30 protein-coding genes are annotated in these 25,966 nt (G+C 63.5%); 15 read left to right on the forward strand and 15 right to left on the reverse strand.

Translation table 11 applies throughout. The features are described 5' to 3' along the window. The first annotated feature begins 59 nt into the window (after nt 1-59). The gene (locus GJR96_RS04375; protein ID WP_151161818.1) at nt 60-533 is read left to right on the forward strand and encodes an SRPBCC domain-containing protein; all 474 of its coding nucleotides are present in this window, start codon (nt 60-62) and stop codon (nt 531-533) included. 50 nt (nt 534-583) lie between these two features. Here the strand turns inward: GJR96_RS04375 and GJR96_RS04380 are convergent, their stop codons facing one another. Further along, nucleotides 584-886, reverse strand: coding sequence for a hypothetical protein (locus GJR96_RS04380; protein WP_151161819.1), 303 nt, complete (start codon nt 884-886; stop codon nt 584-586). A gap of 147 nt (nt 887-1,033) precedes the next feature. On the opposite strand from GJR96_RS04380, the gene GJR96_RS04385 reads away from it, so the two are divergent. Then, nucleotides 1,034-1,951, forward strand: a complete 918-nt coding sequence (locus GJR96_RS04385; RefSeq protein ID WP_151161820.1) for a carbohydrate ABC transporter permease — start codon at nt 1,034-1,036, stop codon at nt 1,949-1,951. A 24-nt stretch (nt 1,952-1,975) separates the two neighbouring features. Here the strand turns inward: GJR96_RS04385 and GJR96_RS04390 are convergent, their stop codons facing one another. Then, nucleotides 1,976-3,325 carry a twin-arginine translocase subunit TatC gene (locus GJR96_RS04390; RefSeq protein ID WP_151161821.1) on the reverse strand — a complete coding sequence of 450 codons (1,350 nt, stop codon included), beginning with the start codon at nt 3,323-3,325 and terminating at the stop codon, nt 1,976-1,978. Nucleotides 3,326-3,455: 130 nt separating this feature from the next. On the opposite strand from GJR96_RS04390, the gene tatC reads away from it, so the two are divergent. From tatC to GJR96_RS18035, 4 genes are all read left to right on the forward strand, one after another. Next, complete coding sequence (tatC, locus tag GJR96_RS04395) at nt 3,456-5,612, forward strand: twin-arginine translocase subunit TatC (protein WP_151161822.1); 2,157 nt, start codon at nt 3,456-3,458, stop codon at nt 5,610-5,612. 81 nt (nt 5,613-5,693) lie between these two features. Further along, nucleotides 5,694-5,870: a ribbon-helix-helix domain-containing protein gene (locus tag GJR96_RS04400; protein ID WP_058571466.1), complete on the forward strand. Its 177-nt coding sequence runs from the start codon at nt 5,694-5,696 to the stop codon at nt 5,868-5,870. Beyond that, nucleotides 5,863-6,582, forward strand: a complete 720-nt coding sequence (locus GJR96_RS04405; RefSeq protein ID WP_151161823.1) for a queuosine precursor transporter — start codon at nt 5,863-5,865, stop codon at nt 6,580-6,582. The genes GJR96_RS04400 and GJR96_RS04405 overlap by 8 nt, the downstream gene beginning before the upstream one ends. A 53-nt stretch (nt 6,583-6,635) precedes the next feature. Continuing rightward, nucleotides 6,636-6,812: a hypothetical protein gene (locus GJR96_RS18035; RefSeq protein WP_191965808.1), complete on the forward strand. Its 177-nt coding sequence runs from the start codon at nt 6,636-6,638 to the stop codon at nt 6,810-6,812. Between the two features lie 127 nt (nt 6,813-6,939). Here GJR96_RS18035 and GJR96_RS04410 read toward each other — a convergent pair whose 3' ends face one another. Together GJR96_RS04410 and GJR96_RS04415 are read right to left on the reverse strand one after the other, a co-directional pair. Continuing rightward, nucleotides 6,940-7,713, reverse strand: coding sequence for a 23S rRNA (uridine(2552)-2'-O)-methyltransferase (locus GJR96_RS04410; protein WP_151161824.1), 774 nt, complete (start codon nt 7,711-7,713; stop codon nt 6,940-6,942). A 98-nt stretch (nt 7,714-7,811) separates the two neighbouring features. Then, a complete protein-coding gene (locus GJR96_RS04415; RefSeq protein ID WP_151161825.1) occupies nt 7,812-8,246 on the reverse strand; it encodes an arsenate-mycothiol transferase ArsC in 435 nt (144 codons plus the stop codon). 253 nt (nt 8,247-8,499) lie between these two features. Here GJR96_RS04415 and GJR96_RS04420 point away from each other — a divergent pair, with 253 nt between their 5' ends. After that, nucleotides 8,500-9,243: a DNA polymerase sliding clamp gene (locus GJR96_RS04420; RefSeq protein ID WP_151161826.1), complete on the forward strand. Its 744-nt coding sequence runs from the start codon at nt 8,500-8,502 to the stop codon at nt 9,241-9,243. Between the two features lie 94 nt (nt 9,244-9,337). Here the strand turns inward: GJR96_RS04420 and GJR96_RS04425 are convergent, their stop codons facing one another. The 3 genes from GJR96_RS04425 to GJR96_RS04435 all read right to left on the reverse strand — a co-directional run bounded on the left by GJR96_RS04425 (nt 9,338) and on the right by GJR96_RS04435 (nt 13,183). Beyond that, nucleotides 9,338-11,050 carry a histidine kinase N-terminal 7TM domain-containing protein gene (locus GJR96_RS04425; protein WP_225317699.1) on the reverse strand — a complete coding sequence of 571 codons (1,713 nt, stop codon included), beginning with the start codon at nt 11,048-11,050 and terminating at the stop codon, nt 9,338-9,340. 78 nt (nt 11,051-11,128) lie between these two features. Continuing rightward, entirely contained in the window at nt 11,129-12,493 is a 1,365-nt protein-coding gene (locus GJR96_RS04430) for an MFS transporter (RefSeq protein ID WP_151161828.1), read from the reverse strand. A 96-nt stretch (nt 12,494-12,589) separates the two neighbouring features. Next, nucleotides 12,590-13,183, reverse strand: a complete 594-nt coding sequence (locus GJR96_RS04435) for a DUF7474 family protein (RefSeq protein ID WP_151161829.1) — start codon at nt 13,181-13,183, stop codon at nt 12,590-12,592. Between the two features lie 156 nt (nt 13,184-13,339). On the opposite strand from GJR96_RS04435, the gene GJR96_RS04440 reads away from it, so the two are divergent. Then, complete coding sequence (locus GJR96_RS04440) at nt 13,340-14,431, forward strand: DNA primase large subunit PriL (protein ID WP_151163902.1); 1,092 nt, start codon at nt 13,340-13,342, stop codon at nt 14,429-14,431. A gap of 121 nt (nt 14,432-14,552) precedes the next feature. Here the strand turns inward: GJR96_RS04440 and GJR96_RS04445 are convergent, their stop codons facing one another. Continuing rightward, nucleotides 14,553-14,756: a DUF7472 family protein gene (locus GJR96_RS04445; protein ID WP_058571475.1), complete on the reverse strand. Its 204-nt coding sequence runs from the start codon at nt 14,754-14,756 to the stop codon at nt 14,553-14,555. A 219-nt stretch (nt 14,757-14,975) separates the two neighbouring features. Between GJR96_RS04445 and GJR96_RS04450 the strand changes: the two genes are divergently transcribed. Beyond that, nucleotides 14,976-15,623 carry an SWIM zinc finger family protein gene (locus tag GJR96_RS04450; protein ID WP_151163904.1) on the forward strand — a complete coding sequence of 216 codons (648 nt, stop codon included), beginning with the start codon at nt 14,976-14,978 and terminating at the stop codon, nt 15,621-15,623. 52 nt (nt 15,624-15,675) lie between these two features. Here GJR96_RS04450 and hjc read toward each other — a convergent pair whose 3' ends face one another. Next, nucleotides 15,676-16,104: a Holliday junction resolvase Hjc gene (gene hjc / locus GJR96_RS04455; protein WP_151161830.1), complete on the reverse strand. Its 429-nt coding sequence runs from the start codon at nt 16,102-16,104 to the stop codon at nt 15,676-15,678. Between the two features lie 136 nt (nt 16,105-16,240). Here hjc and GJR96_RS04460 point away from each other — a divergent pair, with 136 nt between their 5' ends. Together GJR96_RS04460 and GJR96_RS04465 are read left to right on the forward strand one after the other, a co-directional pair. Continuing rightward, nucleotides 16,241-17,776 carry an ATP-binding protein gene (locus GJR96_RS04460; RefSeq protein WP_151161831.1) on the forward strand — a complete coding sequence of 512 codons (1,536 nt, stop codon included), beginning with the start codon at nt 16,241-16,243 and terminating at the stop codon, nt 17,774-17,776. Between the two features lie 45 nt (nt 17,777-17,821). Further along, nucleotides 17,822-18,505, forward strand: a complete 684-nt coding sequence (locus GJR96_RS04465) for a hypothetical protein (protein WP_151161832.1) — start codon at nt 17,822-17,824, stop codon at nt 18,503-18,505. A gap of 40 nt (nt 18,506-18,545) precedes the next feature. Here the strand turns inward: GJR96_RS04465 and GJR96_RS04470 are convergent, their stop codons facing one another. Next, a complete protein-coding gene (locus GJR96_RS04470; protein ID WP_151161833.1) occupies nt 18,546-19,832 on the reverse strand; it encodes an adenosylhomocysteinase in 1,287 nt (428 codons plus the stop codon). A 104-nt stretch (nt 19,833-19,936) separates the two neighbouring features. Between GJR96_RS04470 and GJR96_RS04475 the strand changes: the two genes are divergently transcribed. Then, entirely contained in the window at nt 19,937-20,248 is a 312-nt protein-coding gene (locus tag GJR96_RS04475; protein WP_151161834.1) for a helix-turn-helix domain-containing protein, read from the forward strand. 51 nt (nt 20,249-20,299) lie between these two features. Here GJR96_RS04475 and GJR96_RS04480 read toward each other — a convergent pair whose 3' ends face one another. Further along, the gene (locus tag GJR96_RS04480; RefSeq protein WP_151161835.1) at nt 20,300-21,592 is read right to left on the reverse strand and encodes an amidohydrolase; all 1,293 of its coding nucleotides are present in this window, start codon (nt 21,590-21,592) and stop codon (nt 20,300-20,302) included. A gap of 166 nt (nt 21,593-21,758) precedes the next feature. On the opposite strand from GJR96_RS04480, the gene GJR96_RS04485 reads away from it, so the two are divergent. From GJR96_RS04485 to hisG, 3 genes are all read left to right on the forward strand, one after another. Beyond that, nucleotides 21,759-22,109 carry a DUF7471 family protein gene (locus tag GJR96_RS04485; RefSeq protein WP_151161836.1) on the forward strand — a complete coding sequence of 117 codons (351 nt, stop codon included), beginning with the start codon at nt 21,759-21,761 and terminating at the stop codon, nt 22,107-22,109. Continuing rightward, on the forward strand, nt 22,106-22,618 hold the full coding sequence (locus GJR96_RS04490; protein WP_151161837.1) for a winged helix-turn-helix transcriptional regulator: 513 nt from the start codon (nt 22,106-22,108) through the stop codon (nt 22,616-22,618). The genes GJR96_RS04485 and GJR96_RS04490 overlap by 4 nt, the downstream gene beginning before the upstream one ends. An 88-nt stretch (nt 22,619-22,706) precedes the next feature. Continuing rightward, complete coding sequence (gene hisG / locus GJR96_RS04495; protein WP_151161838.1) at nt 22,707-23,552, forward strand: ATP phosphoribosyltransferase; 846 nt, start codon at nt 22,707-22,709, stop codon at nt 23,550-23,552. A gap of 9 nt (nt 23,553-23,561) precedes the next feature. Here the strand turns inward: hisG and GJR96_RS04500 are convergent, their stop codons facing one another. The 4 genes from GJR96_RS04500 to GJR96_RS04515 form a co-directional block, all read right to left on the reverse strand. Next, entirely contained in the window at nt 23,562-24,506 is a 945-nt protein-coding gene (locus GJR96_RS04500) for a CPBP family intramembrane glutamic endopeptidase (protein ID WP_151161839.1), read from the reverse strand. 55 nt (nt 24,507-24,561) lie between these two features. Then, nucleotides 24,562-24,942 carry a DUF7473 family protein gene (locus tag GJR96_RS04505; protein WP_151161840.1) on the reverse strand — a complete coding sequence of 127 codons (381 nt, stop codon included), beginning with the start codon at nt 24,940-24,942 and terminating at the stop codon, nt 24,562-24,564. An 83-nt stretch (nt 24,943-25,025) separates the two neighbouring features. Next, nucleotides 25,026-25,595 (reverse strand): TATA-box-binding protein, encoded by a 570-nt coding sequence (locus tag GJR96_RS04510; RefSeq protein WP_151161841.1) that lies wholly within the window; start codon nt 25,593-25,595, stop codon nt 25,026-25,028. 58 nt (nt 25,596-25,653) lie between these two features. After that, nucleotides 25,654-25,965 (reverse strand): DUF5658 family protein, encoded by a 312-nt coding sequence (locus GJR96_RS04515; RefSeq protein ID WP_151161842.1) that lies wholly within the window; start codon nt 25,963-25,965, stop codon nt 25,654-25,656. Nucleotide 25,966: the final 1 nt, after the last annotated feature.

The raw sequence follows: 25,966 nt of genomic DNA on the forward strand, positions 1-25,966 counted from the left end.
ACGTTCCGCGCCGAGTACCACACGCGAGATTCACGGTCTTCGCCCGCGAATAGACGTGTATGGCACGTGAAATCACGACGAGCATCGAAATCGACGCCCCACCGGAACGAGTGTGGGACACACTCGTCGACTTCGACACCTACGACGAGTGGAACCCCTTCATGCGAATCGCTGGGCGGGCGAACGTCGGCGCGACACTCGTCGTCCACCTCAGACCACCTGGTGGACGCGAGTCCGTGTTCGAACCGGACGTGACGAAGTGCGAGAAGCATCGAGAGTTCCGATGGCTCGGCCACCTGTTCGTGCCCGGACTCTTCGACGGCGAACACCAGTTCCGCCTCGAACCACTCGACGGCGGGACGAAAACCCGCTTCGTCCACGCCGAGACGTTCTCCGGAATCCTCGCGGGCCTCGTCTTGCGGTTCATCGGCGACAAGACGAAGGCAGGATTCGAGGCGATGAACGAAGCGTTGAAGGTCCGTGTGGAGAGTCTCGTCGCCGCAGAGGAGCGAGAAGAAGCAGAGTCGGCGTAAGCGACTCACACTGGCAGTGTGTCCGATGCAATCGGGTCGGAGCAGCGTCGTCACAGCGGTTCGCCACAGACACGGCAGACCTCACGCTCGGTGTCCTCTAACGACTGACAGTTTGGACACGTGGTCAGCCCTCGCTGGGTGGGGAGGTCACTCGCCGCAGTGGTCTCTTCTCCGTACTGGTCCCTCCCGAGGTTGATGTAGAGAAGCAACCCGAGGATTCCACCGACGAAGACAGAGAGCGCCCAGATAAAGGCATTCTGTGAACTGTTCTTTCCCGCGTCGATGCCAGCCAAGACACTCACGATGAGCCAAATCGGGACGAACAACCAGAGCCACGCGGCGACTTCGACCATCGTATCAGAAAATTTACTTGTGTGGGATAAGCGTTCCGTACTCGGGTGAACGACGCCCACCGGTGGGTGTCCCCCAAACGACTAAATGAAACCTTGCCGACTGATTTGTCAGTATGCGCCGTCCCACCGAACCCCCGAGGTGTTGCGATGTCCGGTGACGAGAACGGTGTGTTCGTTCGCGGTGTGCGCCACGCAATCGAGTATCCGAACCTCACGTACCGATTACTGTTCTACCCGCTCGTCGGGTTCGTCTGTCTCGTGTTTCTGTTTCCCCTGTACTGGCTCATCGTCCTCTCGGTCACGCCGGACGCCGCAGTTGCCGAACTCGGCGTCTTGCCAACCGAGGTGACACTGAACAACTACCTCGTCGTCCTCTTCGGAACGTCCTTCCTCAGGCACCTGTTCAACGGCCTCGTCATCGCCGGTGGGACGACAGTCTTCGTCGTCTTCGTCGGGAGTCTCGCAGGGTACGCCTTCGGGAGACTCGACTTCCCCGGACGGCGACTCGTGATGTTGTTCACGCTCGGGCTGGCGTACGTGCCGCCGGTCGCGTTCTTCTTGCCAGTCTATCGCCTCTTGACGGGGAACGTCTCGGTGTCACTCGGCACTATCGCCGTCTCCAGTCCAAACCTCTACAACACTCCCTTTTCGGTGGGACTCCCGCTGAGTGCGTTGACGATGCCACTCGCCATCTTCATCCTCACTGCCTTCTTTCGGCAGATTCCAGACACACTGGAAGACGCCGCGCGAGTCGAAGGAGCGACCCGACTCGGCGCGCTCGTTCGGGTGGTGATGCCGTTATCGAAGCCCGGCATCGCAACCGCGGGCGTCTTTACGTTCATTCAGGTGTACAACGAGTTCTTCTACTCGTTTCTCATGACCGACGGCGACGCGTCGAGTTGGGCACCGCTCATCTGGGCGCTGTACGAACTGCGCCTCTCGCTGGCAGTCTTCGGTGCCGCGGGTTCCATACTCGGGTTGCTTCCGGTCGTAGTGATACTTCTCCTCGCAAACGAACGGTTCATCGAGAGCGCAGAAGCAGGGGTTGCGACGAGGCTCGAGTGACGGCAAAAAACGCGCGACTGCCGCTCAGTTCCCAGTCCACCGCAACACGGCGAGTGTCCCCTCGAAGAGGGTAATCATCGTCGCCGCGATGATGATGGGTGCCATCCCCGTCGGGTCGGGGCTGACGAGGAACGCGAGGCCGAGGAACGCGCCCCAGAACAGCAGGCGGCGGTTCTCAAGCCACTCGCGCGTGACCAGTTTCATCATGATGGCCAACTCCACGAACAGTGGAATCTGGAAGACGATGGCCATGTAGCCCATCAAGATGAGGATGAGGTTGAACGTCTCTTTGAGGCCGAACGCGATGACTGCCGTCCCTTCGGTGTACGAGGTGAAGTACGCGAAGATGGCCGGCAGGACCACGAAGTGAGCGAAGGTGACGCCGATGAGCGCGAGGATGAGACTCGTCGGCACCGCCGCGAGGTAGTACTTGCGCTCTTTGGGGTACAGGCCGGGGCGCATGAACAGGTACGTCTCGTAGACGAACACCGGAAGCCCGATGACCGTCCCGGCGAGGCCGGCGACTTTGAGTTTCGTCAAGATGAGTTCGAGCGGGCCGTAGAGGCGCGGACGACGGTCGGCAATCGCGTCGGCCGCCGGGATGTGCGTGTTCCAGAGGAAGTTGATGACGTCCGTCGCACTCGGAAGTCCCGTGTTCACGTACGCGTTGAGGATGTCGGCACCGGGGAAGAGAGTGAGCGTGATGAGGCCAGCGACGCCGAAGACGACGGCCAACCGACGAATCATCTCCTCGATGTGGTCGGTCAGCGGCATCTCCTGGTCGCTTTCGGGCGCGCTACCGGCGATGTCGTCGTCTAGCAGGTCGTCGCCACCGGGTGCCGTGTCGGCGTCGATAGCGCCAGTCGAGTCGCTCGTGGCGACGGGGGCGTCTTCTCCGTCGGTACTTTCGTCGGGGCCACCGTCGATATCTTCGTCGCGGTCACCGCCGTCTTCGGACTCGGCGTCTCCGTCCGCATCGTCGTCGTACGTGCCTTCCGGGACGTGCGAGAAGTGTTTGTCCTCCTCGAACGGAGCGTCAGGGTCGTCTTCGAAGTCGTCGTCGAAGATATCGTCAGCCGTGTCGACTTCCTCGTCGCCAGCGTCGTCGGATTCCGCGTCCGACGCCTCGTTCTCGTTGGCATCGACAGGTTCGTCGGAGACGGTTTCTTCGCGTGGCGTCACGCGACCGTACACGGGTTCTGTCGTCGCCGTCTGCGCGTCGTCGCCGCCGGAATCGCCTTCGTGAGACTCCTCACTGGTAGGTTCGCCGTCGGAGTCGTCACCGCGCGAGACCGAATCGGTGTCACCCGCGTCGTCCGAGACGTGCGTCTCGTCGGGTGGAGATGACTCCGCGTCGCGCTCCTCGTCCGCCATTCAGGTGACTTAGGCTTCCGGCCAGTTATAGGTCTTTTCGCATCGCTCCGGCGAACCGGGGTCCCCCACCCGAAAATACGGATGCGGTGAAAAAGATTGATAACCGCCAGACTGCTTTCCCCGCATACGTATGTCCAGCGCCCTCGACGAGGACACCCAAGAGACACTCGCGGCAGGCCGTGAAACCGCGGGCGCGATGCTCCGAGCGGCGCAAAAAGACCTCCAGAAGGTCTTCATCGTGTTCCTCGTCGGGTTCCTCGGGTCGTTCTACGCCCTCAGACTCTACATCTGGGACTTCTTCAAAGGCGTCACCGTCGCACAGATGGACGCCTCCGTCGAAGGCGTCCTCGAGATTATCGCTCAGACGCCCTTCGACGTCATCCTCCTCCAAGCGAAAATCGGTCTCGTCGTCGGGATACTCATGGCTATCCCACCGTTCATCTACTACGCGCGAGACGCGCTGAAAGCGCGCGGTGCGTGGCCACAGGCACCGATTGCACTGTGGAAACTGGCGCTCATCTTGGTCACGATGGTGGTGTTGTTCGCCGCCGGCGTCGCCTACGGATACTTCGTCTTCTTCCCGTTCACCTTCGCGTTCCTCGCGCAGAACGCAGACGCCGCCGGGTTCGCGCCGACGTACTCCATCGTGAAGTGGGCACAGTTCATCTTCCTGCTCACGCTCTCGTTCGGTCTCGCAAGCCAACTTCCGCTGGCGATGACCGGTCTCTCGTACGCGGAAATCGTCCCGTACGAGACGTTCCGAGACAAGTGGCGTCACGCTGTGGTCGGTATCTTCGCGTTCGGTGCGCTGTTCACCCCGCCGGACCCGTTCACGCAGATTATGTGGGCCGTACCGGTCATCTCGCTGTACGGGTTCAGTCTCTACCTCGCAAAGGTGGTCGTCACGGCCAAGCGCGGCAGCGCGAAGATGGATATCAAGGCCACGGCGACGGCCCACTGGAACGTCCTCGCGGGAACCGGCGTCGTCGCCGGACTGCTCGTCTACGCCTTCTACGAGTACGGCGGTCTCGCACTGGCGAACGCCGGCCTCGACGCCGTCGGCAGCGACTACGCCTTCCTCGTACCCGGGTCGCAGGCCGTCCTCGGCGCGTTCGTCGTCGCCGGTGGACTCGTCGGCGTCGTCCTCGGCGTCGCGTACTTCGTCTACCGGGACATCGAACGCCTCGAACGAACCGAAGTGGGCGTCGGCGACCCGTCGAAACTCGACCTCGGTGCACTCGACGTAGACGGCATCCGCGCCGCCCCGCCAGAGGCGTTCGCCGACCTCGACGAAGACGAAGCGATGGGCCTCGCGTCCACCGCAATCGACGACGGCGATACGGAGAAAGCACAGGCAATCCTCGACCGCTTCGACGAGGCAGAGGCGGACCGCGAGGCCGCCGCCGAAGCGAGCGACGACCAACCCGACGAACTCGAAGACCGGGCGACTCGCGCCGGCGGCGCGTTCTTCGACGAACTCACCGGCGGTGAGACGGACGAAGACGACATCGGTGGCTACTACAAAGATATCGCGTTCATCGTGGACTCGCTCACCTCACGGGCGTTCTGGCTCGTCGGGTGGTTCATGGCCGTGCTCGCGATTACGTTCGGGTGGCTCTACACTGGCGGTATCAAGGAAGTGTACGACGACTTCCTCCGTCGGTTGCCCGACGCAGTGACACCCGACGACGTGCTGAACGTCGTCGCCCTCCACCCGATGGAGGCGCTCATCTTCGAGGTGAAGTTCTCGACTATCTTGGCCGCCCTCGCGACGATTCCGCTCCTCGCGTTCTTCGCGTGGCCCGCACTCCGCGAACGGAACGTCGTTCGACAGCGTCGTCGGACTGTGTTCCTGTGGACCGGCGCACTCGCCGGTGGTCTCCTCGGTGGATTCGCACTCGGGTACAGTTACGTCGCCCCGACGGTCATCACGTTCCTCGTCGAGGATGCCATCGCGGCGAACATGATTATCGCCTACCGCATCACCAACTTCTTCTGGCTCATCTTCTTCACGACGGCCGGAATCGGCCTCCTCGCCGACGTACCCATCCTGATGGTGCTCCTCAACACGGCGGGTATCACCTACGACACGATGCGGAGTCGCTGGCGCGAGGTGACGGTGCTCATCCTCGCACTCTCTGCCATCTTCACGCCGGCGAGCATCACGACGATGTTCATGGTGACGATTCCACTGATGGCCGCCTACGGCATCGGACTCGGCGTCTTATTCGTGATAACGTTCGGCGGCCGACGCAACCTCGCACCCGCTCGCGGGGCCGCAGAATAGGCCGTACGACGGTCGTTCGCCCACATTTTGCCGCAGCAGACTGTTGAAAAGGCGTAAGTATTCTCGTGATAATCGCCCAGTATGGCCAAGATTAGTGTCGAGATTCCCGACGAACTGCTCGCCGACTTAGACGAGCACGTCGGCGACGACAAGAAGTTCGTGAATCGGAGCGACGCAGTCCGCTCGTCGATTCGCAAGAATTTGGACATCCTCGACGAGATAGACAAACGACACAATCGACTGGTCGACGATGAGTGAGGGGCACTCGAACGTCGGCCAAGTCGTCCTCGTCGGCCTGTTCGTCACCGCGCTGGCGACGGCGCAGTTGACGGCGTCGAAGTTGCTGGCGATTCCGGTCCCGTCCGCACTTGGCGAACTCCCACTCGTCGGCGCGACGATTATTCTCCCGGGCGCAGCGCTGGCGTACGCACTCACCTTCTTCGCGTCTGACTGTTACTCCGAACTGTACGGCCGGCGTCCAGCGCAGGTAATGGTGAACGTCGGGTTCGCGATGAACTTCGTCCTGCTCGGACTCGTCTGGAGTACCATCGCCGCACCCGCAGCGAACCCCGAATTCGCGGCCAATTTCGCAGACGTGCTCGCCTCGGGGACAAACATCGTCGCCGGCAGTCTCCTCGCCTACCTCGTGAGTCAGAACTGGGACGTCATCGTCTTCCACGGCATCCGCGACCTGACCGACGGCGCGTTCCTCTGGCTTCGCAACATCGTCTCGACGGCGACGAGTCAGGCTATCGACACGGTCATCTTCGTCGGCGTCGCGTTCTACGTCGCACCGACGGTGCTCGGCATCGGGCAAGCACTGCCACGGAACGTCCTCGTCGGACTCATCGCCGGACAGTACCTGTTGAAGCTTCTTATCGCGATTATCGATACCCCGCTCGTCTACGGCGTCGTCGCACTCTTCGGGAGCGAATCCTCGTCGTCCGACGACGGGTGGGTCGCCGACTGAAAACTGCATTTCGTCGCGCGGCTTATCTCTTTTGGTAGCATATCACACACGCGATGAGCGTTGAGCGCCGCGTCCGCCTCACCGAGCGCGACGGGATGGAGATGGGGGTTCGATGTCCGAACTGCGAGACGTACACATCGTTCGGCGACATCCTCGCGACAGGACACTGTCGCGGTGGGTGGAAGGGATGTCAGACCGAACTCCGAATCGACCTCGTGATACTGGACTAATCGAGTGGTGTAGACCGACAGTGCCGAATGGTTCTCCGTCGAGCGGAGCGTCCGAGCGTGGCGGCGCAGTCTGTGAGAGAACGGAGAGAGAATCGAGTACCGCAGCAGAGACGCGAGCGAGGCGCGTTCAGTCGTCTAGCGGTTCGGCGAACGCGAACCGTGGTTTCACGTCAGTGATGCGGACGCGCGGCGTGTCGCCAGCGTCGACGCCCGAGACGAATACGGTGAAGTCTTCCACCTTGGCGATACCGTCGCCTTCGCTGCCGACGTCGACGATTTCCACGTCGAGTTCGTCGCCTTTGCGGACCGGGGCGGTGAGGAAGTGCTTGCCGACGAGGTACTGCTCTGACGAACTGTCGCGCGACGCCTTCGGGCGAATCGACCGCACGTACTGGAACTCTTTTTCCATGTCGGCGCGGAAGTCCGCGAGGTCCTGTCCGTCGAACACCTTGACGGCGAAGTCCCCGCCAGTGGCGAGGAGTTCCTGTGCGACTTCGAACGCCTGTCGAGCGAGGTAGACGGACCGAGCGTGGTCCAGCGAGTACTCGCCGGTCATGTTCGGTGCCATGTCCGAGACGACAGCGTCTGCGCCGCGTTCACCGATTATCGCGGTCAGTTTCTCCTTCGTCTCGTCTTCGGTCATGTCGCCGCGGATGGTCTCGACGTTGTCGAGGTCGAGGCTGCGGATTCGCTGGAGGTCGACACCGACGACTTTGCCGTTGGCTTTGACTCGCTCGGAGGCGACCTGTAGCCACCCACCGGGGGCGGCACCGAGGTCGACCACCGTGTTCCCGGGGCCGAACAACCCGACTTCCTCGTCGAGTTGTTTCAGTTTGTAGGCCGAACGGGCGCGGTAGCCCTCCTGTTTGGCCTTGTTGTAGTAGTGGTCTTTGCGCGCCATGATTCGTTGCGCGTCAGTAGCGTATCAGGCCGTATACCGCCTTCGGCTTGCCGTGCAGGCCGTGCGGTTGTCTACCACGCTGTCGCGGGTGAGTCGCGTCAGGCCTCACCCACGAGTTCGTCGAACAGTGCCGAGACGCGGGCCTCGATGTCGTCGCGAATCTCGCGAACTTCGTCGAACGGTCGGCCGTCGGGGTCGTCGAGGTCCCAGTCACGGGCGTCGCCGCGCCACGTCATAGGACAGATGCCCTCCGCCGAACAGCCCATCGTGATGACGATATCCACGTCCATAATCTCGTCTTGACTGATGGCGCGCGGTGTATTCCCCGCTAGTTCGAATCCCTTCTCTCCCATCACCTCGACCACTTCGTCGTGGACGTGGTCTGCGGGGTCGGTACCGCCCGTGACGATGTCGATTTCCTCGCCGACGCCGCGTTCGTCGCGTTCGCGTCGGGCGAACGCCGTCGCCATCTGGCTTCGACCGGCGTTCTGGACACAGACGAACGCGACACGAGTCTGCTCGTTTCGGGCCATATCTACCCAATTATGCAATCACTCATATGAACGCATCGAAGCCTTAGGCACCCGAATTCGGGAGTTTCGGTATTTTGTGATACCATGTCAAGAGTAGTCATTGTGAGGCGTCGGGAGACGAATTACCGACCAGAGATTGGGTCGGGTGTCGGTCACTCGTTTCGGGTCGCGCACGCGAGAGGGCGTGCGGGAACATCATATGGTTAGTCCAAATCAGGAGTATTTTTAAGACGCCTGTCGTACGACGGCACATATGTTCAAGGCCATCGTGAGTGCCGCGACGCTCCGGGACGCGCTCGACTCAGTGAGCGTTCTCGTCGACGAGTGTAAAATTCGACTCAACGAGGAGGACCTCGCCATCCGCGCAGTCGACCCCGCGAACGTCGGCATGGTGGACCTCACGCTCGACGCTGCAGCATTCGAATCCTACGAGGCTGACGGCGGCGTCATCGGTGTCAACCTCTCGCGACTCGAAGAAGTCGCCGGCATGGCGGGTTCGGGCGACCTCATCCACCTCACGCTCGACGAGGAGACGCGTAAACTCAACATCCGCATCGACGGACTGTCGTACACGCTCGCGCTCATCGACCCCGACTCGATTCGACAGGAACCGGACATCCCGGACCTCGACCTGCCCGCGAACATCGTCCTCGAAGGCAACCACCTCGACCGGGGTATCAAGGCGGCCGACATGGTCTCCGACCACATCCGCCTCCGCGTCGACAGCGCCGAAGAGACGTTCCACGTCGAAGCAGAAGGCGACACCGACGACGTGGACCTCTCGCTTCCCCCGGCGGACCTCATCAGCATCGAGGCAGGGGACGCCGACTCGCTGTTCTCGCTCGACTACCTGAAGGACATGAACAAGGCGATTCCGTCGGACGCCGAAGTGACCATCGAACTCGGCGAAGAGTTCCCGGTCAAACTCCACTACCAGATTGCCGAGGGCATGGGCACCATCACGTACATGCTCGCCCCGCGCATCCAGAGCGACTAACGACGCGTTCCCACCTCTTTCAGCACTCGGACGCCGGTGAGCGGCGGCGCTCTCGCATCTCGGTCTCTCTATCGAGATGGTATCGAGGTAAACGTCAGGATGACGCCGAATCGGCGTGTCGAACGCCGTCGTCATCGTCGCCGCCGTCGTCGTCATCACCGTCGAACCGACACCAGTGCGGCAGTCGGACCGTGGCCGTCGTCCCCGAGTCGACGTCGAACGTCAGTCGGCCACCGAGTGCGTCGACGGTCCAGCGAACTGCCCACAGGCCGAGTCCGCTGCCGTGTTTGAGCGGAGACTCGCCGCCCGTCTCGACGACTGTTCGTTCGTAGTCTGGGACGCCGGGGCCGTCGTCGCTGACGCTGACGACTAAATCTGCGTTCTCCTCGCGGAGTGTGACGCGCACTGTCGGGTCGTCGCCGCCGTGTTCGAGCGCGTTCTCTACGAGTTCGCGCACGACGAGTTTGGCCGCAGGTTCACTGCCGGAGACCAGAAGCGAATCTGGGGCATCCACCGACACGGACCCACTGTCGAACTCGGACCGAACCGGTGTGATACACGACCGGACCGTCTCAGCGGCGTCGAAGCGTGCGCTGGCGTCGATGCCGGCCATGACACGTTCGACTGTCCGGGCCTTCTCTCCGAGCGAGAGCAAGGCGTTCGACCGCGTCCGAATCGTCTCGGTGATGTCCTGTTCGCCCGGTGGGAGTCTGTCTGAGACCATGTCTGCGTATCCCATCACGACGGTCATGTCGTTTCGGAGGTTGTGCCGGAGGACGCGGTTCAACACCTCCAGACGCTGTCGGCGACGCACCCTCCCCGTCACATCAGAGATACTGACGGTTCGACCGAGGCGACGGTCGTGTTGGTCTGTGACCGGCGACATCGTCACCTCGTACGTCCGGCGTCGACGGTCCACGGTCACGTCGACGAGTTGTCGGTCCTCGTCTGGGTCGACGCCGGGGAGGACCGTCGGGAGTGGGTCGAACAGGGCCGACCCGATGTCGAACCCGAGGAGCGAGGTTGCGGCGGCGTTGGCGTCCACGATACGGTTCTTCCGGTCGAGGACCAAGATGCCGATGGCCACGTCGTCGATGGCGGCACGTCGCCCCAGTCGCCCCGTCGCTGGCGAGAGGCCGAACAGTTGGAAGCGATAGAGTGCGTATCCGAACGTCACACCCGTCACCGAGAGGGCGATTGGCGTGAAGTTCACCATGGGAAACGGACCGAGTCCGAGCGTGTGTGCGACGTGGGCGACAGTCGGTGCAGTGGACCCGATGGCGAGTGCGACGGCTTGCTCACGATACCGAGAGAGTCGCTCGAGAAGCATCCCCACGACGAGGACGATTCCGGCACCGATGATGACGTATCCGTAGACTGCGTGGACGTAGTACCAGAGGTTCGGGTCGAACTGGACCGTCGCCGCGTCGAACACGGGAACGAGTCGGTAGTTCGACCACAGGAGGCCGTGTATCGGATTCGTCACGAGTGCGACCACAGTGACCGCCGGGAACAAGAACAACCCGACGACGAGGCGACGCGACGCGAGTTCGCCGCGACCGGTGTACGCCAGCGAGAAGGCGAGCCACGCCGGCGCGATGATTCCCTGTGCGATTTCGATAGGCACCTGAAACCAGATACGGAGGGCCGGGTCGAACGTGACCAGCGCGAGCGCGTAGGACCCCGCCCACAGCGTCGCGGCGAGCAACAGCACCGAGAACCACCTCGACCCGGGTTCGGTCCCCTCCCACCACGCAACCGTCGCGATAGACCCAGAGACGCTGGCCGCGATGATACAGAGTATCACCAGGGGTGAGACCGAAAGCACGGGTAGGTCTCAGTCTGCGCCAGCCTAACGTTTACGGGACTCGGTGGGCCGCACACGTCACCTGCCGACCACTCGGGGGCGTCGGGCCACCGACGCCAAGACGTAGATGACAGGCACGATGAGGACCGCCCCGACGACGAACGGTGACCAGTAGGTGAGGACGTACAGGGCGGCCATCGCAGGCGGGCCAATCGTCCGCCCGAGACTGCCAGCGCCCTGCGTGACGCCGAACGCGTTCCCCTGTTTCTCGGCCGACGCGGACGTCGAGACGAGCGTCGAGAGCGAGACGTTCAACATCCCGTTACCGAACGACAACAGTGCGCCGACGAGCAAGAGCGCCAACAGTTCGGGTGTGAACCACGCCGGGCCGTCGATTGTCGGGAGGTACTGCCCGATTTCCGGCGAGAACGGGAGCAGTGCCAACGAGAGCATGAGGCCAGTCGCGCCGACGACTGCCAGTTTCGCCTCCGAGTAGCGCCGCGCGAGTTGTCCGACGACGACTCCCTGATTCAGCGTGCCGAGCAGGCCGATGTACGTCAGAAACAGCGCCGTCTCGGTTTCGCCGTAGCCGTAGATGTCCGCCGCGAAGGGGATGAACATGACCTGAATGCCCGAGAACGCCACCGACACGACGAAGAAGGAGACGACCAGTCCGCGCAGGTTGTCGTCGGAGAGAGCGTCACGGAACTGCGTCACGAGCGTCGTCGTCGACGACCCGGCGGGCGCGCGCTGTCGGTCAGGTTCGCGGAGGAAGACGAACGCGAACACGAGGCTGACGAGACTCAACGCCGCCGCCGTGAAACTCGGCAACGAGAAACGCGTCGCCGGCACGACTGTTGGAAGTACGTCGCGGGCGGCGGTGACCACCGGGTCAGAGGCCATGAGGCCGCCGATTGCCGGGCCGAAGATGAACCCGAGGCTGAACGACGCACCGATGAGTCCGAGCGCTCCAGCACGGCGTTCTGCCGGTGTAATGTCGGCGATGTACGCCTGTGCCGTGGCGATGTTGCCACCCATCGCGCCCGCGAGCATCCGCGACGTGAAGAGCGTCGCCACCGCGAGCGTCGTTCCGAAGAGGAGGTCGATTTCGCCCGCGAGGCCGAAGACGGTCCACGCGAGGACACTCCCGACCAGCGAGAGCATGATGACGGGGCGACGGCCACGCTGGTCGGAGATTCGACCGAGGATAGGCGCGAAGAGGAACTGCATGATTGAGTACGACGCCGCGAGGAAACCGATGAACACGTCACTGACACCGAAACTGCGGACGTAGAACGGGAGAATCGGAATGACCACGCCGAACCCGAGGAGGTCGATGAAGACGATGGCGATGACGACGGCGAGGGCGCGTCGCGTGCCCTTCGCTGTCGCGTCAGGTGGGACAGACGCGTCAGAAACCGGTGCCGACTCGGGTGCACTCACGACTCACCAGACGCGCGACAAATCCCTAACCATTACGCCCGGGGCGCGGTGAAAATCGAGTGTCGTAAGCAGCAGGGACGAGTGCAGTCGAACGATTCAGGCCCGGTACCGGTCGATGATTCGCTTCGCCGAGGTGGCTTTCTCTTTCCACCCGTACCCGGCGTCGTAGACGTGGCGCTTCTTCTCGACGAGTTCCTGTGGCGTCGCCTCTTCGAACCCGCCGCGGTCCCACGTCCCAGTCTCGCGCAACCAGTTCACCACGTTCTCGCGCGTCTCTGGCCACGACAGGCCGACCATCTCGTACCACGCAATCATGGCGAAGACGGCGTTGTCGTGACATCCCGGGACGCTCCCGTAGCGGAAGAGCGTCCGCATCGGTTCGTGGGTCGGTTCGGACACTTCCTCTCTGAACTCTTCGGCGGTGAGGAGACGGAGGACGCCGGAGTTCGCCTCGGAGATTCGGTCGTCGCGCTTGAGTCGCGTGAGCGCAGATTGCTGAAGCGCACCCCACTCGCCCGGTGCCTCGCGGCGAAGCGTCTCCTCGTCGCACGGTCCGCCGGTGAGGACGGACACGATATCGACGTAGGCGCGTTCGACGTCCACCCACGGCGTCCCCTCGAACTGACAGTCGGCGTCGTGGAGGCTCGTCGTCGCGCGGCAGTCCGGGCACGGATAGTCGAAGTGCGGCACGTGAGAGGGTGAAGAAGCGGTCCGTAATAGGTTGTGTGATGCGTCGCCGCCGCGAGACTCATCGGCGCACCGACTCGGCAGCGACGACCCGACATCCGACCCACCGGGAGATTCGTCGCGTTTATCGGGTGGCACCCGGAACGTGGCGGTATGCGGATGCGCCCGCTCCACGCTCGATACCCGTTCTTCGCCACCGCCCGAGAGGCGGTCGAATCGGCAGACGTGGCTATCGCGACGCTCGTCGCCGAAGACGCCCCAGCAGTCGAGCGTGGGGTCGAGCGCGTCGAACGCGCTCTCATGGAGGGCACCGTCGAAGCCGAGTCCCCCTACTCGTGGGACACGAAGTCCGAACTCCTGTCGTACCCCATCGCCCGCATCATCGTCTCGCTGGTCGAGACACCGGCGGCGGTGGACAAGTACGCCCGCGCAGAGGCGGAGACGGCCTACGAACGCATGCTCGCCGACTTCGAGTCCGGCGACGACGACATCAACAGCGACGCTCGCGCGAGTCTCGACGACGTGCTCCGTGAGTTCGACTTGACCGACGCGGTACGAGCCGAACCGGCCGAGAGCGCCCATCGTGGCCCAGACCACTACTGGGTCGACGTCGGCCCGTACCTCACCTACTGTGACCCCGATTGGGGCGACGACTGGCGACTCGTCAACCGCGCACTCGCCGACGGCGCAGTTCGCGTCGCTCGCGAGGAACTCTACGACCTGCTCCGAGAGGCCACCCGCCGCCGCGTCGCCGAGGGCCTTCCGTTCACGGTCCGTGGAAGCGACGCGGGCGACCAACTCGCGTCTGCCCTCCAACCACACGTCGAGCGACTCCGAAACCTGCTGTCGGACCGAGGTTCGGTCAACGTCGTCTACACAGACTCGGTCGAACCCGACTTGTTCCCGCCGTGCATCCAGGCGCTCCTGACCCAGACGAGAGACGGCGACGACGTGCCGAACGAGGCGGCGTTCACGCTCGCGGCGTTCCTCGTCGGCGTCGGTCTCGACCCCCAAGCGGTCGGTAGCGTCGTCGGCGACGAACACGCCGAGTCGCTGGAAGCGCGCGCGACCATCCTCGCAGACTCCAGCGGGTCGCAGTACGCCCCACCGACCTGTGAGACGATGCAGGCGTACGACCTCTGTGTGAACCGCGACGACCGCTGCGACACGATTTCGCATCCGATGAAATACTACGAGACGGCGACCCGGGACGCGGCGGCGAACGACGCAGCAGCGAGCGACGACGACTGAGACACCCCGGGTGGCGACGGTCGAGAACGACCGAGAGCGACTGCTGTTGCTCAGAACCAGCGTGGAACGTGGTGGCGAGGACGCGGGTGACAGCAGTCACCTGAACCGTCGCCGAGAGACTTCAGGACGAACGAGAGAGCCAGACGCCGATACCTGCCATCACGAGGACGAACGCCGTGATAGCACCCACGAGAGCGAGGCCGCCCATCTCGACCAAGCCGCTCTGGTTGTAGGTCGCACCGATGCCGACGATGAGGGCGATGAACACCCCAACCGCGACCATGGAGACGACAATCTTCCGACGCATCTCCGCTTCGATAGCCATGCGACGACGTATCCGCGGCCGTTCTAAAAGGTCTTCGATGGGTCGATGACCGACGAGAGCCACTCACACGGTCGATTTCCCCACAGAACGAGGGTTTAGGTCGCTTCGGCACCTATATTCGCTGATGGAGACGGCTCCCGAATCGCCGTGCGACGAGGGGGTCGCCACCGCACCACCATGACGCACATTGCACACACACCCGCGTCGACTCGCCGCCCGGTGCGCCGGAAGACCACGCTCCCCCCAGATGGGTTGACTGGACGCGCACGCCGCGCGCGAGTCGAACCGATGGCCGTTCGCCCCCTCCGCGACGGCCGGTACGTCGTCGAGACGGACGGCGGCACCTACGTCGTCGACGTGGAGGCCAGAACCTGCACTTGCCCCGACAACGCCATCCGGCACGCTCGCTGTAAACACCTCCGCCGAGTCGCTATCGAGATTACGACTGGGTTGGTCCCGCCGCCAGGTCGCCGGCGCGCCACCTGTGCCGTCTGTGGCGACGAGACGTTCGTCCCGATGGACGCCCGTGGCCCGCAACTCTGTCACGAACACGAACACCACGCCGGTGACCTCGTCCACGACAGGGAGACGGGGAGTCTCCTCGTCGTCACGCGCGCACTCCACACCCGCGCCGACGAGACGCCGACAGACGTGGGGAGACTCGTCTCCGAGTTCGAGACCAACGCCGAGTACGGCGACCACGAACCGGTCTTCGAAGCGGTCTATCTCGGGTCGCTCCCCGTTGATATCGGTCTCTCCGAACTCGGTGGCTTGCAGGCGTACCGCTTCCCGGCGTCGCGACTCAGTCGCGTCGAACGAGGGTTCGTCGGCACGCGTTCGCTCGGCGAGCGACTCGCTCGGGCCTGAGCGGCGAGTCGCAGAGAAACAGCAGAAGACGGCCAGCGAGCAGTCGTCTCAGTCAGTCGTCCGCGTCGCCGAGTTTCGTCTGTGTCGGGCCGCCGACGAAGGAGTCGAAGTCTTCGCCGTCCGCCAGCGCCGTCTCTTTCTTCACGCGGTAGTTGCCGCCGTCGGTCACGTAGAGGTCGCCGGGGTGGAAGAAGTACCAGTCTTCACGGTCGAATCGAACCGCGATTCGCGCCTTGGCACCGAAGTTTCGAGAGAAGTAGACGAGTGCTTCGACCTCTTCGCCGCTGAGGTAAATCGGTCGGCCACTGGAGGCCTTCGCTTCGATTGCGTAGAACACGTCACCGTTGCCCGCGAGCACGTCCGGGAGTTCGCGCGTCGTCGCGCTTCCTGAGGCAGGGGCACGCATGACGGCGAACCCGGCCTCGTCCAGTTTGTTGACGAGTTCGCGTTCGCGTCGGTCGCCCTTCCTGTTCGAAGACATGCTCGTGACTCGGCCGTGGCCCTTCTTAAATGGGACGACCGGAGAACACTCTCCACAGTCCTCCACTGATTCGAGCCCGGTAACGTGGTTGTCACCAAAAGAATAAGTCTCGTCTCGAAGAACGTGAACCAGTTACATGGGTCGTCTCCGAGGGCACGGTGTCAAATACGGCGGGTTCGTCGTCGCTGCTATCGGCTTCTTCGCGACACGATACACGGTCCTCGAATCGATAGACGCCGGCGCGAGTCTCGGAGAGTTCCTCCTCGGGCAGGCGACGTTCCTCACGCTGGGACTCGGATTGACCGTCTTCGGAATCGGCTTGGCCGTGAGTTCCTACGAGGAGTCGTTCGTCGACACCGTCGCCGCGTGGAGCGTCCTCGGGACCATCTCGATGGTCCTCGTCCTCGGTTTGACGTTCGTCGGTATCGGGGACACCGGCGAGGTGAGCGCAGTCACGCAATCGACACTCGTCGCGAACGTCCTCATCGGCGGGTCTATCGGTGGCGTCCTGACCGGGGTTCGGGCAGCGATGAACAGTCGCCACCGCCGTGAACTCTCGAAGCAAGCAGACCGACTGACAGTACTCAATCGTATCCTCCGACACGAAGTCCTGAACAAAGTCAACGTCATCAGAGGGTACGCGGACCTCGAATCCGGGGAGACAGCGTCGGGCGCGTCGAGTCTGCAGGTCATCCAGCGAAACGCCGACCGTATCGACGACTCCATCACCGAGTTGCGGGCCATCGTCGGTCCGGCCGGTGAACGCCCGGTGCCGACAGACGTCCCCGCGGCCCTTCGGACTGCCATCGACGACGTTCGCTCGACCCACGAGACGGCGACAGTGTCACTCGATATCGACGCCCCCGAGGGTGTGCAAGCGCTGGCCGACGCGCACGTCGACACTGCACTCCAGCACTTGATAGAGAATGCGGTGGTCCACGCCGGCACGGCGGCTCCGCACGTCTCGGTCCGTCTCGAAGCGCGGGCAGACCGGGTCGTGGTCCACGTCGAGGACGAAGGCCCCGGCATCCCCAACGACGTTGCAGCAGTCGTCGAAGAACGACACCTCCCCGAGTACGACGACCCGACGACCGGATTTGGCCTCACGCTCGTTCGCCTCCTCGTCGTCGACAAGTACGGCGGCGTCATCGACGTCGAGGCCGGTGACAGCGGGTCCGTCGTGTCCGTCACCCTCGCACGGCCGAACGACGATGGCGTCGACGACACGACTGGGTACGGTGTGCCACCGTGGGTGCTCGGCGTCACCGTTATCGCGGCAGTCGTCGCTGGCGTCGTGATGGGCCTCGTGTCGCAAGCACTCACGGGGTCACTCGCCATCATCGGCGCACTCTACGGCGTGATGAACGGCGGCGTCGGGTGGGTCCTCCACATCTTCCACAGCGTCGTCTTCGGTATCCTCTTCGCCGTCGTCGTCACCCGTCGTAATCCGTGGCAGGTTCTCCAACGACCCAGTGCAATGACGGGCCTCGGCGTGGGGTATGGCCTGTTCCTGTGGGTCTTCGCCTCCGGGTTCGTCATGCCAATTTGGCTCAACGCCGTCGGCATCCCCGCACCCGTCCCGAACCTCTCGACACCAATCTTGGTCTCCCACGGCGTCTGGGGCGCCGTGTTCGGGGCGTTGTTCGCGGCGGGGGTCGGACGCCGTCGGTAGCCCGAGGCCACCACCTATTTGCCAACATGGCAGATTTGAAACCATATGAACCGCCAGAACTGGCGTGGGTTCGTCCTCCTCCTCCTCGGAGTCGCGCTTCTGGCTAACCCGCTGTACCTCTACCCCGAGAACGTCTCCTACGAGACGGAGTACACCTACGAAGCATCGACAATCGACCACCTTCCGCACACCAGTCACGTCACCTACCGCTTCACGTCGTGCGGCTGGAACCCTCTCCAATCGGCCGAGTGTGCCGTCGTCAACGATATGGCACGCGGCGACGCTGTCGAACTCCGTCTCGACCCAGACAGGGGCGTAGATGACGAACTCTGGTCGTTCGAGTACGTCCGGGCGGATGGTCGGTACTTCGAACCGAACGCCACGCTCGACGGACGCACGCTCACCCTCTCACTCGACCCGGTATCGGAAGAGACGGTCAAACGCGCCCTATCCCAGGACATCGACGAGGTGCCACAGCACGTCCGGCGGGCAGTTCAGAACGGCAGGAGTACCGTGACAGAAGAAGGCGTGTACGAGGCGGAGACGTACTACGTCGAACACGGGGGACAGTACTATCTGGTCGAACCTGCTCAAAGCGAGCGCGTCCCGACCGGATGGGGGTGGAAGGAGCCATCTACCATCGCCATCGATGCGATGCGACTCGCCGGCTGGATAGGCGGTGTCGCACTCATCTGGCGGGGCGGTGAGTGGACAGAACGCGGTCGCTGACGGCGTGAAAAAAGAGAACCCGAGAAAAGCGGGAGTTCGCTTACGTCCCGTGGGCCCAACTGCCCATGTATTCGCGCTGTTCGTCGGTCATCGAGTCGAACTCGATACCTTCCGCGTCGAGTTTGATTTCGGCGACTTCTCGGTCGAGTTCGTCCGGCACGTCGTGGACACCGGCGTCGTAGGCGTCGCCGTTCTGGACGATTTCGCGGACGACGACTGCCTGGACGCCGAACGACTGGTCCATGACTTCGACGGGGTGGCCGAGTGCGATGGGCGACGCGAGGTTGACGAGGCGCCCCTCTGCGAGGACGTTCAGGCGGCGGCCGTCTTCCATCTCGTAGGCGTCGACACCGTCGCGGGCCTCGTACTGGTCCACGGCGAGGTCAGACAGTTCTTCGAGGTTGATTTCGATGTCGAAGTGGCCGGCGTTGGCGAGGAGGACGCCGTCTTTCATGTTCTCGAAGTCCTCGCGGGTGATGACGTCGCGGTTGCCGGTGGTCGTGATGAACACGTCGCCGACTTTCGCGGCCTCTTCCATCGGCATCACGTCGTAGCCCTCCATGTGGGCTTCGAGGGCGCGACGCGGGTCGACTTCGGTGACGATGACGTCCGCGTTCTGGCCGGCGGCCTTCTTCGCGACACCCTTGCCGCAGTAGCCGTAGCCACCGACGACGACGTTCTTGCCGGCGTACGAGAGGTTGGTCGTCATGGCGATGGTCGCCAGCGACGACTCACCAGTTCCGTGAACGTTGTCGAAGAGCGTCTTCATCGGCGTGTCGTTCACGGCGAAGACGGGGTACTGGAGTTCGCCGTCTTCGTCCATCGCGCGCAGGCGGTGGACCCCCGTGGTGGTCTCTTCTGCGCCGCCGAGGATGGTGTCGATGAGTTCGGGGTACTCCTCGTGGATGGTGAAGACCATGTCCATGCCGTCGTCGACGGTGATGGTCGGTTCGTGGGCGATGACCGCATCGATGGCGGCGTAGTAGTCGTCGTCACCGACGCCGCGGACGGCGTAGGAGGTGATGTCGTCGTTCGCGTCGAGGGCGGCGGACACGTCGTTGTGGGTCGAAAGCGGGTTGCACCCGGTGATGGCGACTTCCGCGCCACCGAGGGCCAGCAGTTCGACGAGGTTCGCCGTCTTGGCTTCGACGTGCATGGCCATCCCGATGACCTCGCCGTCGAGCGGTTTGTCGGCCTCGAACTGGTCACGCAGTTCCTGCAGGATGGGCATGTGCTGGAGTGCCCAGTCCATCTTGCGGCGTCCCTCGTTCCGGGCGGCCTCGACGTCGTCGAGATGCTCGGAGACAGGAGCGTAGTGTTCGCTCATGGAGGATGCTTCGGCGAGGTGTCCGAAAACCCTACCGAAGGCGGATGCGGCGAGCGCCCCCGAATCTACAAGTGTCAATGGAGCGATTACCATAGCGAGGCGCGATGCTCGTTATAGACAACGGCACCACGATGGCCGAGCAAGAGCTGTTCGCCCTGATGAGCGCACCGGCAGTTCCCGACCTGTTACGCGTGGCCGACGAACCACTGACGGTCAAAGAGCTGAGTTGCCGCGCTGGCGTTCCACTCTCGACAGCCTACCGGGAGGTCAAACGCCTCCACGAGGCGTCCCTCCTGGAGAAGACCATAATGGTCGACCACAGCGACGGCCGACACGTCGCGCAATACTGCCGGACGTTCGAGACGATGGAGGTGCGCGTCACCGACGACGGCCTTCGTATCGAACTCGCCGGGTGACACCGCTGACGTGGGAGCGGGGTTCGTTCGCGAGAGGGAGGGGAGTCCCAGTTAGACGCGTTCGTGAAGCGCGTCGACCGTCGACCGAGCGCGGTCCACGACGGCCGATTCGTCGAGCGTTAGAACCTCACGGTCGCGCATCAACACTTGCCCGTCGCAGATAGTGTGTCGAACGTCCGACCCGCGGGCGGCGTAGACGAGGTGACTCACGAGGTTGGTCGCGGGCGTGAGGTGCGGCGCGTCGAAGTCCACGACGGCGATGTCGGCGACGCCACCGACTTCGAGCGTACCGCCCGGAAGTCCAATCGCGTCGGCAGAACCGGCCGTGGCCATGTCGAGTACGTCGGGCGCAGCGACTGCGCTCGCGTCGTCTGCCGCGAGTTTGCCAATCATCGCCGCGTCGCGCATCTCGTCGAACATGTCGAGGTCGTTGTTCGAGGCGGCCCCGTCGGTGCCGATACCGACGGTGACGCCGGCGTCGAGCATGTCCTGAACAGGTGCCATCCCAGAGGCGAGTTTCATGTTCGACGCCGGGCAGTGGACGACACCCGTCCCCGCGTCGGCGAGCAGGGAAATCTCTTCGTCGTCGACGTGGACGCCATGGGCGACGAAGTCGGCGTCCGTGAGCATACCGAGGTCCTGTGCGTACGCAAGCGGACGCTCGTCACGTTCCTCGACGATTGGGTCGACTTCGTTCGTCGTCTCGTTGGCGTGGTAGTGGACGGGGATACCTTCGTCGTGAGCCTCGGCGGTTGCCTCGCGGAGGTACTCCTCGTCGACCGTCGTCAGCGAGTGGGGCATGACCGCCGTCCGAATCCGGCCGTCTGCGGCACCGTCGAACTCACGGGCCACGTCGAAGCTCTCTTCGATGTCGTCCCACGCGTCTTCCTCGTCTTTGCCGATGGTGACGACGCCGTGTCCGACGCGGGCGCGGATGCCTGCCTCCTCGATGGCGGCGACGACTTCGGGGACGTGGAAGTACATGTCCGCGAACCCGGTCGTCCCCGATTTAATCATCTCGACCAGTCCGAGTTCCGCGCCGACGCGCACGTCCTCGGGAGTGAGCGCCGCTTCCGTCGGCCAGATGTCCTCTTGAAGCCACGCGTCGAGTGGCTTGTCGTCGGCGTAGCCCCGGAGGAGCGTCATCGAGACGTGGCAGTGGGCGTTGACCAACCCGGGCATGACGAGACAACCGTCGGCGTCGAGCGCTTCGTCCGCCTCGGCGTCGATATCGGACCCGATATCGAGGATGGTTCCCTCGTCGCGGTCCACGAGAACGTCCGCGTCTTCGACTGTCCCGTCGGGACGGAGTACCCGACCGTCCGTGATTCGCAGCGTGTCCATGTCGGGCGTTCAGTTCGGGTCCGTCGTGAATCCACCGTCTCGTCGCGGCACACGTTCGTCGGCACGAAACCCCGTTCTTCACCGTCGTTGGCCACCCGTTGGTCCGATTCCCGAAATTCGAGAACGAGCGAGCCCTCTTACCTACACCCCCCAATTATGCAGGTACATGGAGCCCCTGTTACGGTTCGCGTTCGTTCCGGGGCACGTCCAGACCGCAGAGAGTCCGTTCATCACTGTCGTCGTCGCCCTCGCAGGCATCGCCTCGGTGACGCTCGCGGGTCTCGGCGTCGCGGTGTTCTACCGCCGACAGACTCGGTCGCACCTGCTCATCGCGTTGGCGCTCCTCGCCTTCGCGTCGCGGGCGGCTATCGCGGCCCTCTCGTTCGGCGGCGTCCTCTCGGACTTCGACCACCACGTCGTCGAACACGCCCTCGACCTCGTGATGGCCGGACTCGTCCTCGCGGCCATCTACTACGCCCGGACTATCGAGCGCGAAGCAGGGGTAAACGAACCATGAGCGAGACACGAATCCGCGTCGCAGACCACATCAAGCACAACCCGGGAGTCCACTTCAACGAGCTCGTGCGCGCGCTCGACCTCGCACCCGGCCAAGTACAACACCACATCCGTCGCCTCCTCTCTGACGAGACGGTTCTTCGAACCGAATTCTACGGACGGACCCACTACTACCCGCCCGAGTTCGACGACTGGGAGCGCGGGGCCCTCGCACTCGTCCGACGAGAGACCGCTCGCGACATCCTCGGCCACCTCATCGAACACGGTGACGCCCGCCCCGACGACGTGGCCGACGCAATCGGCGTCGCCCGAAGCACGCTGGAGTGGCACCTCAACCACCTCACCGAACGCGACGTCGTCCGCAAAGAACGCGACTTGCACAACCGCGTGACGCTCGTCCTGACGCACCCCAACCGGACGGCCAAACTCTTGGGCGAGGTGTCACCGTCGCTCCCCGAACGGTTCGTCGACCGGTTCGACCGCCTCATCGACACACTCGTCGAAGGCTGACCACTGACTCGCGTCGCCTCGGCCGGTCACGTTCGCTGTCGTTTGCACCGGTCGAAAGCCAATTAGCCCCAGAGTGTGAGGTGTCGGTATGCGAATCGCCGTGCCCAACAAGGGTCGCCTGCACGAACCGACCATCGACCTCTTGGAACGTGCCGGACTACACCTCGACAACGGTGCCGAGCGGAAACTCTACGCCGACACCGTCGACCCCGACGTGACGGTTCTCTTCGCCCGCGCCGCGGACATCCCCGAGTACGTCCGCGACGGGGCCGCCGAAATCGGTATCACTGGTCTCGACCAGGTCCGCGAGTCCGGACATCGACTCGCAGAACTTCTCGATTTGGGGTACGGAAAGTGCCGCCTCGTCCTCGCCGCCCCGGAAGACGGCGACATCGAGTCGGTCGCCGACGTGTCCGGGAAAGTCGTCGCCACCGAGTTCCCGAACATCGCCCGCACGTACTTCGACGAACAAGGCATCGACGCTGAGGTGGTGGAAGTGACGGGGGCGACGGAACTCACCCCGCACGTCGAGATGGCCGACGCCATCATCGACATCACCTCGACGGGGACGACGCTCCGCGTCAATCGCCTCGGCGTCGTAGACGAGGTGCTCTCGTCGTCCGTCCGCCTGTTCGCCCACCCCGACGCCGTCGACGACCCGAAAGTCGCCCAACTCGTGATGGCGCTCGAATCGGTCCTGTCCGCAGAGGGCAAGCGCTACCTGATGATGAACGCGCCCCGCGAGAAACTCGACGACGTGCGCGAAGTCATTCCGGGACTCGGCGGACCCACCGTGATGGACGTCGCCGGCGACGACACCGTCGCCGTCCACGCCGTGGTGAACGAACGCGACGTGTTCGAAGTCGTCAGCGACCTCAAGAAAGTCGGTGCGAGCGGTATCCTCGTCACCGAAATCGAGCGACTCGTCGAATAGCGCTCGCGCTCACTTCTTCTGCCATCGTAACTCTGGCACCGTCACACCCGGGTCGAACTGGACTTCGCCGTACCTGAACCTGACGTACAGCGCGATAGCCGCCATGCCGACGAGCATCGCACCGACACCGAGGAGTCCCGCCTCGGGGCCGAACGCACCGCCGGTGACGAGGTCCGGTCCGCGTTCCGTCGTCTCGACGAACGACGACCCGAAGTCGAGGCCGCTGACGGCGAATCCGTAGACGCCGCCTTGCACGAAGTTCCACGAGATGTGGATGCCGACGGGAATGGCGAGGTCACCCGTGAGGACGTACCCGAGGCCGAGCATGACGCCCGCGAGCGTGATGCTGAGGGTGCTGGTGAGACTCGCGTTCGGATTCTGTAGGTGGGCGAGACCGAAGAGCGCCGAGGAGACCACGAGGGCGACGGTCAGTGCGGTCGGCACGTCGAATCGCCAGCGCATCCCTTCGGCGATGTCCGTGAGGACGACACCTCGCAGGAGAAGTTCCTCCGCGATGCCGACGGAGATGAAAAACAGGAACAGTGCGGCAGCGCCGGTGAGACGGTCCACGCCGAAGCCAACGCCGTCGACGACGACCCACCCAGTGACGAGACCGATAGCGAAGATACCTGACATCAAGACGCCGCCGAGGACGAGTCCGAACACGAGGTCGACCGCCCAGTCGCGGTCGACGCCGAACCCGAGGTCCGCAATCGTCCGCCGGTCGACGTATCGGGCCGCGACGAACCCGCCAATTCCGGTCGCACCAGTCAGGACGACCGAGACGAAGAGGCGGGCAAGTGCGCTCGTCTCCAGCAGGTCGGTGAGGGCGACACCGACGCCGACGCCGATGGCCAGCGAGACGAAGACGACGACGACGACAGTCGCGAGGAGTCGAACCGGTGCGCGCGGGCGTCGTTCGGCGTCGTTCCAGACGAGTCTGCGGGGAGACACGGGAGTCGGTTCTCCGCCATCGGTTAAGAATGTACGCCGGGGATGCGGCGAGCGCTTAAATTGGCGCACTCGTCAAGATGACGAGAAGGCCGAACAGGATGACGCCGAGAATGACGGTCACGACGAAGTGGATGAACACCACGTAGGCGGAGAGTCGGTTCGACCGGCCGTAGAGGTACTTGACGAGCGTGAAGTCGAGACCGATTGCGAGGGCCAACGCGACGAACGAGTTCCACCCGAACGTGGTGAAGACGACGGCGATTGCCGCCGGAACCGGGCCGACGGCGAACGCCTTCTTGAGTTCGACGTCACCGAGGACGTTCCGCACGGCGATGTGTGCAGTGAGAGAGAGAAACAACGCGAACAGCGCGAAGGTTCCGGCGACGGCGGTGACCGGTGCGCCGGAAGCGGCCGTCTGCAAGATGAGCGCGTCCATATCGGCGCATCGGACGCGACGAACTTAGGTTCGGTCGATTCGCGACGTGACAAACGCGACGAGACGAAACAGAACGAACCGAGTTAGAGCGACCCAGACAGCAACCCGAGTTCGGAGAGGCGCGAGATGATGACGTCCACTGCCGCCTCTGCGTCTTCGGGTTTCTTGCCACCCGTGATGACAAGTTTGCCCGACCCGAAGAGGAGTGCGACCACGCTCGGTTCGTCCAGACGGTAGACGAGACCGGGGAACTGCTCGGGTTCGTACTCGATGTTTTCGAGGCCGAGGCCGATGGCGATGGCGTTGAGGTTCAGATTCTCGCCGAGGTCGGCGCTGGTGACGATGTTCTGGACGGTGATTTCGGGGTCGTCGTCGACGGGAATCTGGAGTTCACGAAGTTTGTCGAAGACGATACCGAGACTCTCGTGTACGTCGTCGGTCGATTTCGCGCCGGTACAGACTATCTTCCCCGAGCGAAAGATGAGCGCCGCAGACTTCGGATTCTGTGTCCGATAGACGAGTCCCGGGAACTGTTCCGGGTCGTAGTCGGCACCTTCGAGGTCCATGGCCACACTCTGGAGGTCGAGTTCTTGGCCGATTCCCGTGGAGGCGACGACGTTCTCGATGTTGATGGTGTCCTTGGGGTCGGTCATGCAACAATTTAAGTCACGTATTTAAGGTTTAAAAAGATTGGTGCAAGAGTTTGACAATTTAGACGCGCCGTCGGATAATCTGGACGTTCCGGGCCGTGACGACGGTCCCAAGTAATGTCAGTGCAGTGGGAACAGCGAGCCGAGCAGTCGTGGGGCTGAGCGTCCAGTACGCGGCCACGAAGAGCGCGACTGAGACGAGTTTCAACACGGCGAACGACCCCGGTCCGGGGTCGCCGCCAGAGATAAATCGAACGAGTGGGTTCCCCTCCTGTACACCTGCCATCCTGACCCCGACGATGGTCGTGACGTAGTCACCGAGGCCGTAGGCGAGTGCCGCCGCGCCCCAGAGGATGGCGTCGAGCGAAGCCATG

The organism is Haloferax litoreum (assembly GCF_009674605.1).
GTDB classification, from domain to species: Archaea; Halobacteriota; Halobacteria; order Halobacteriales; family Haloferacaceae; genus Haloferax; species Haloferax litoreum.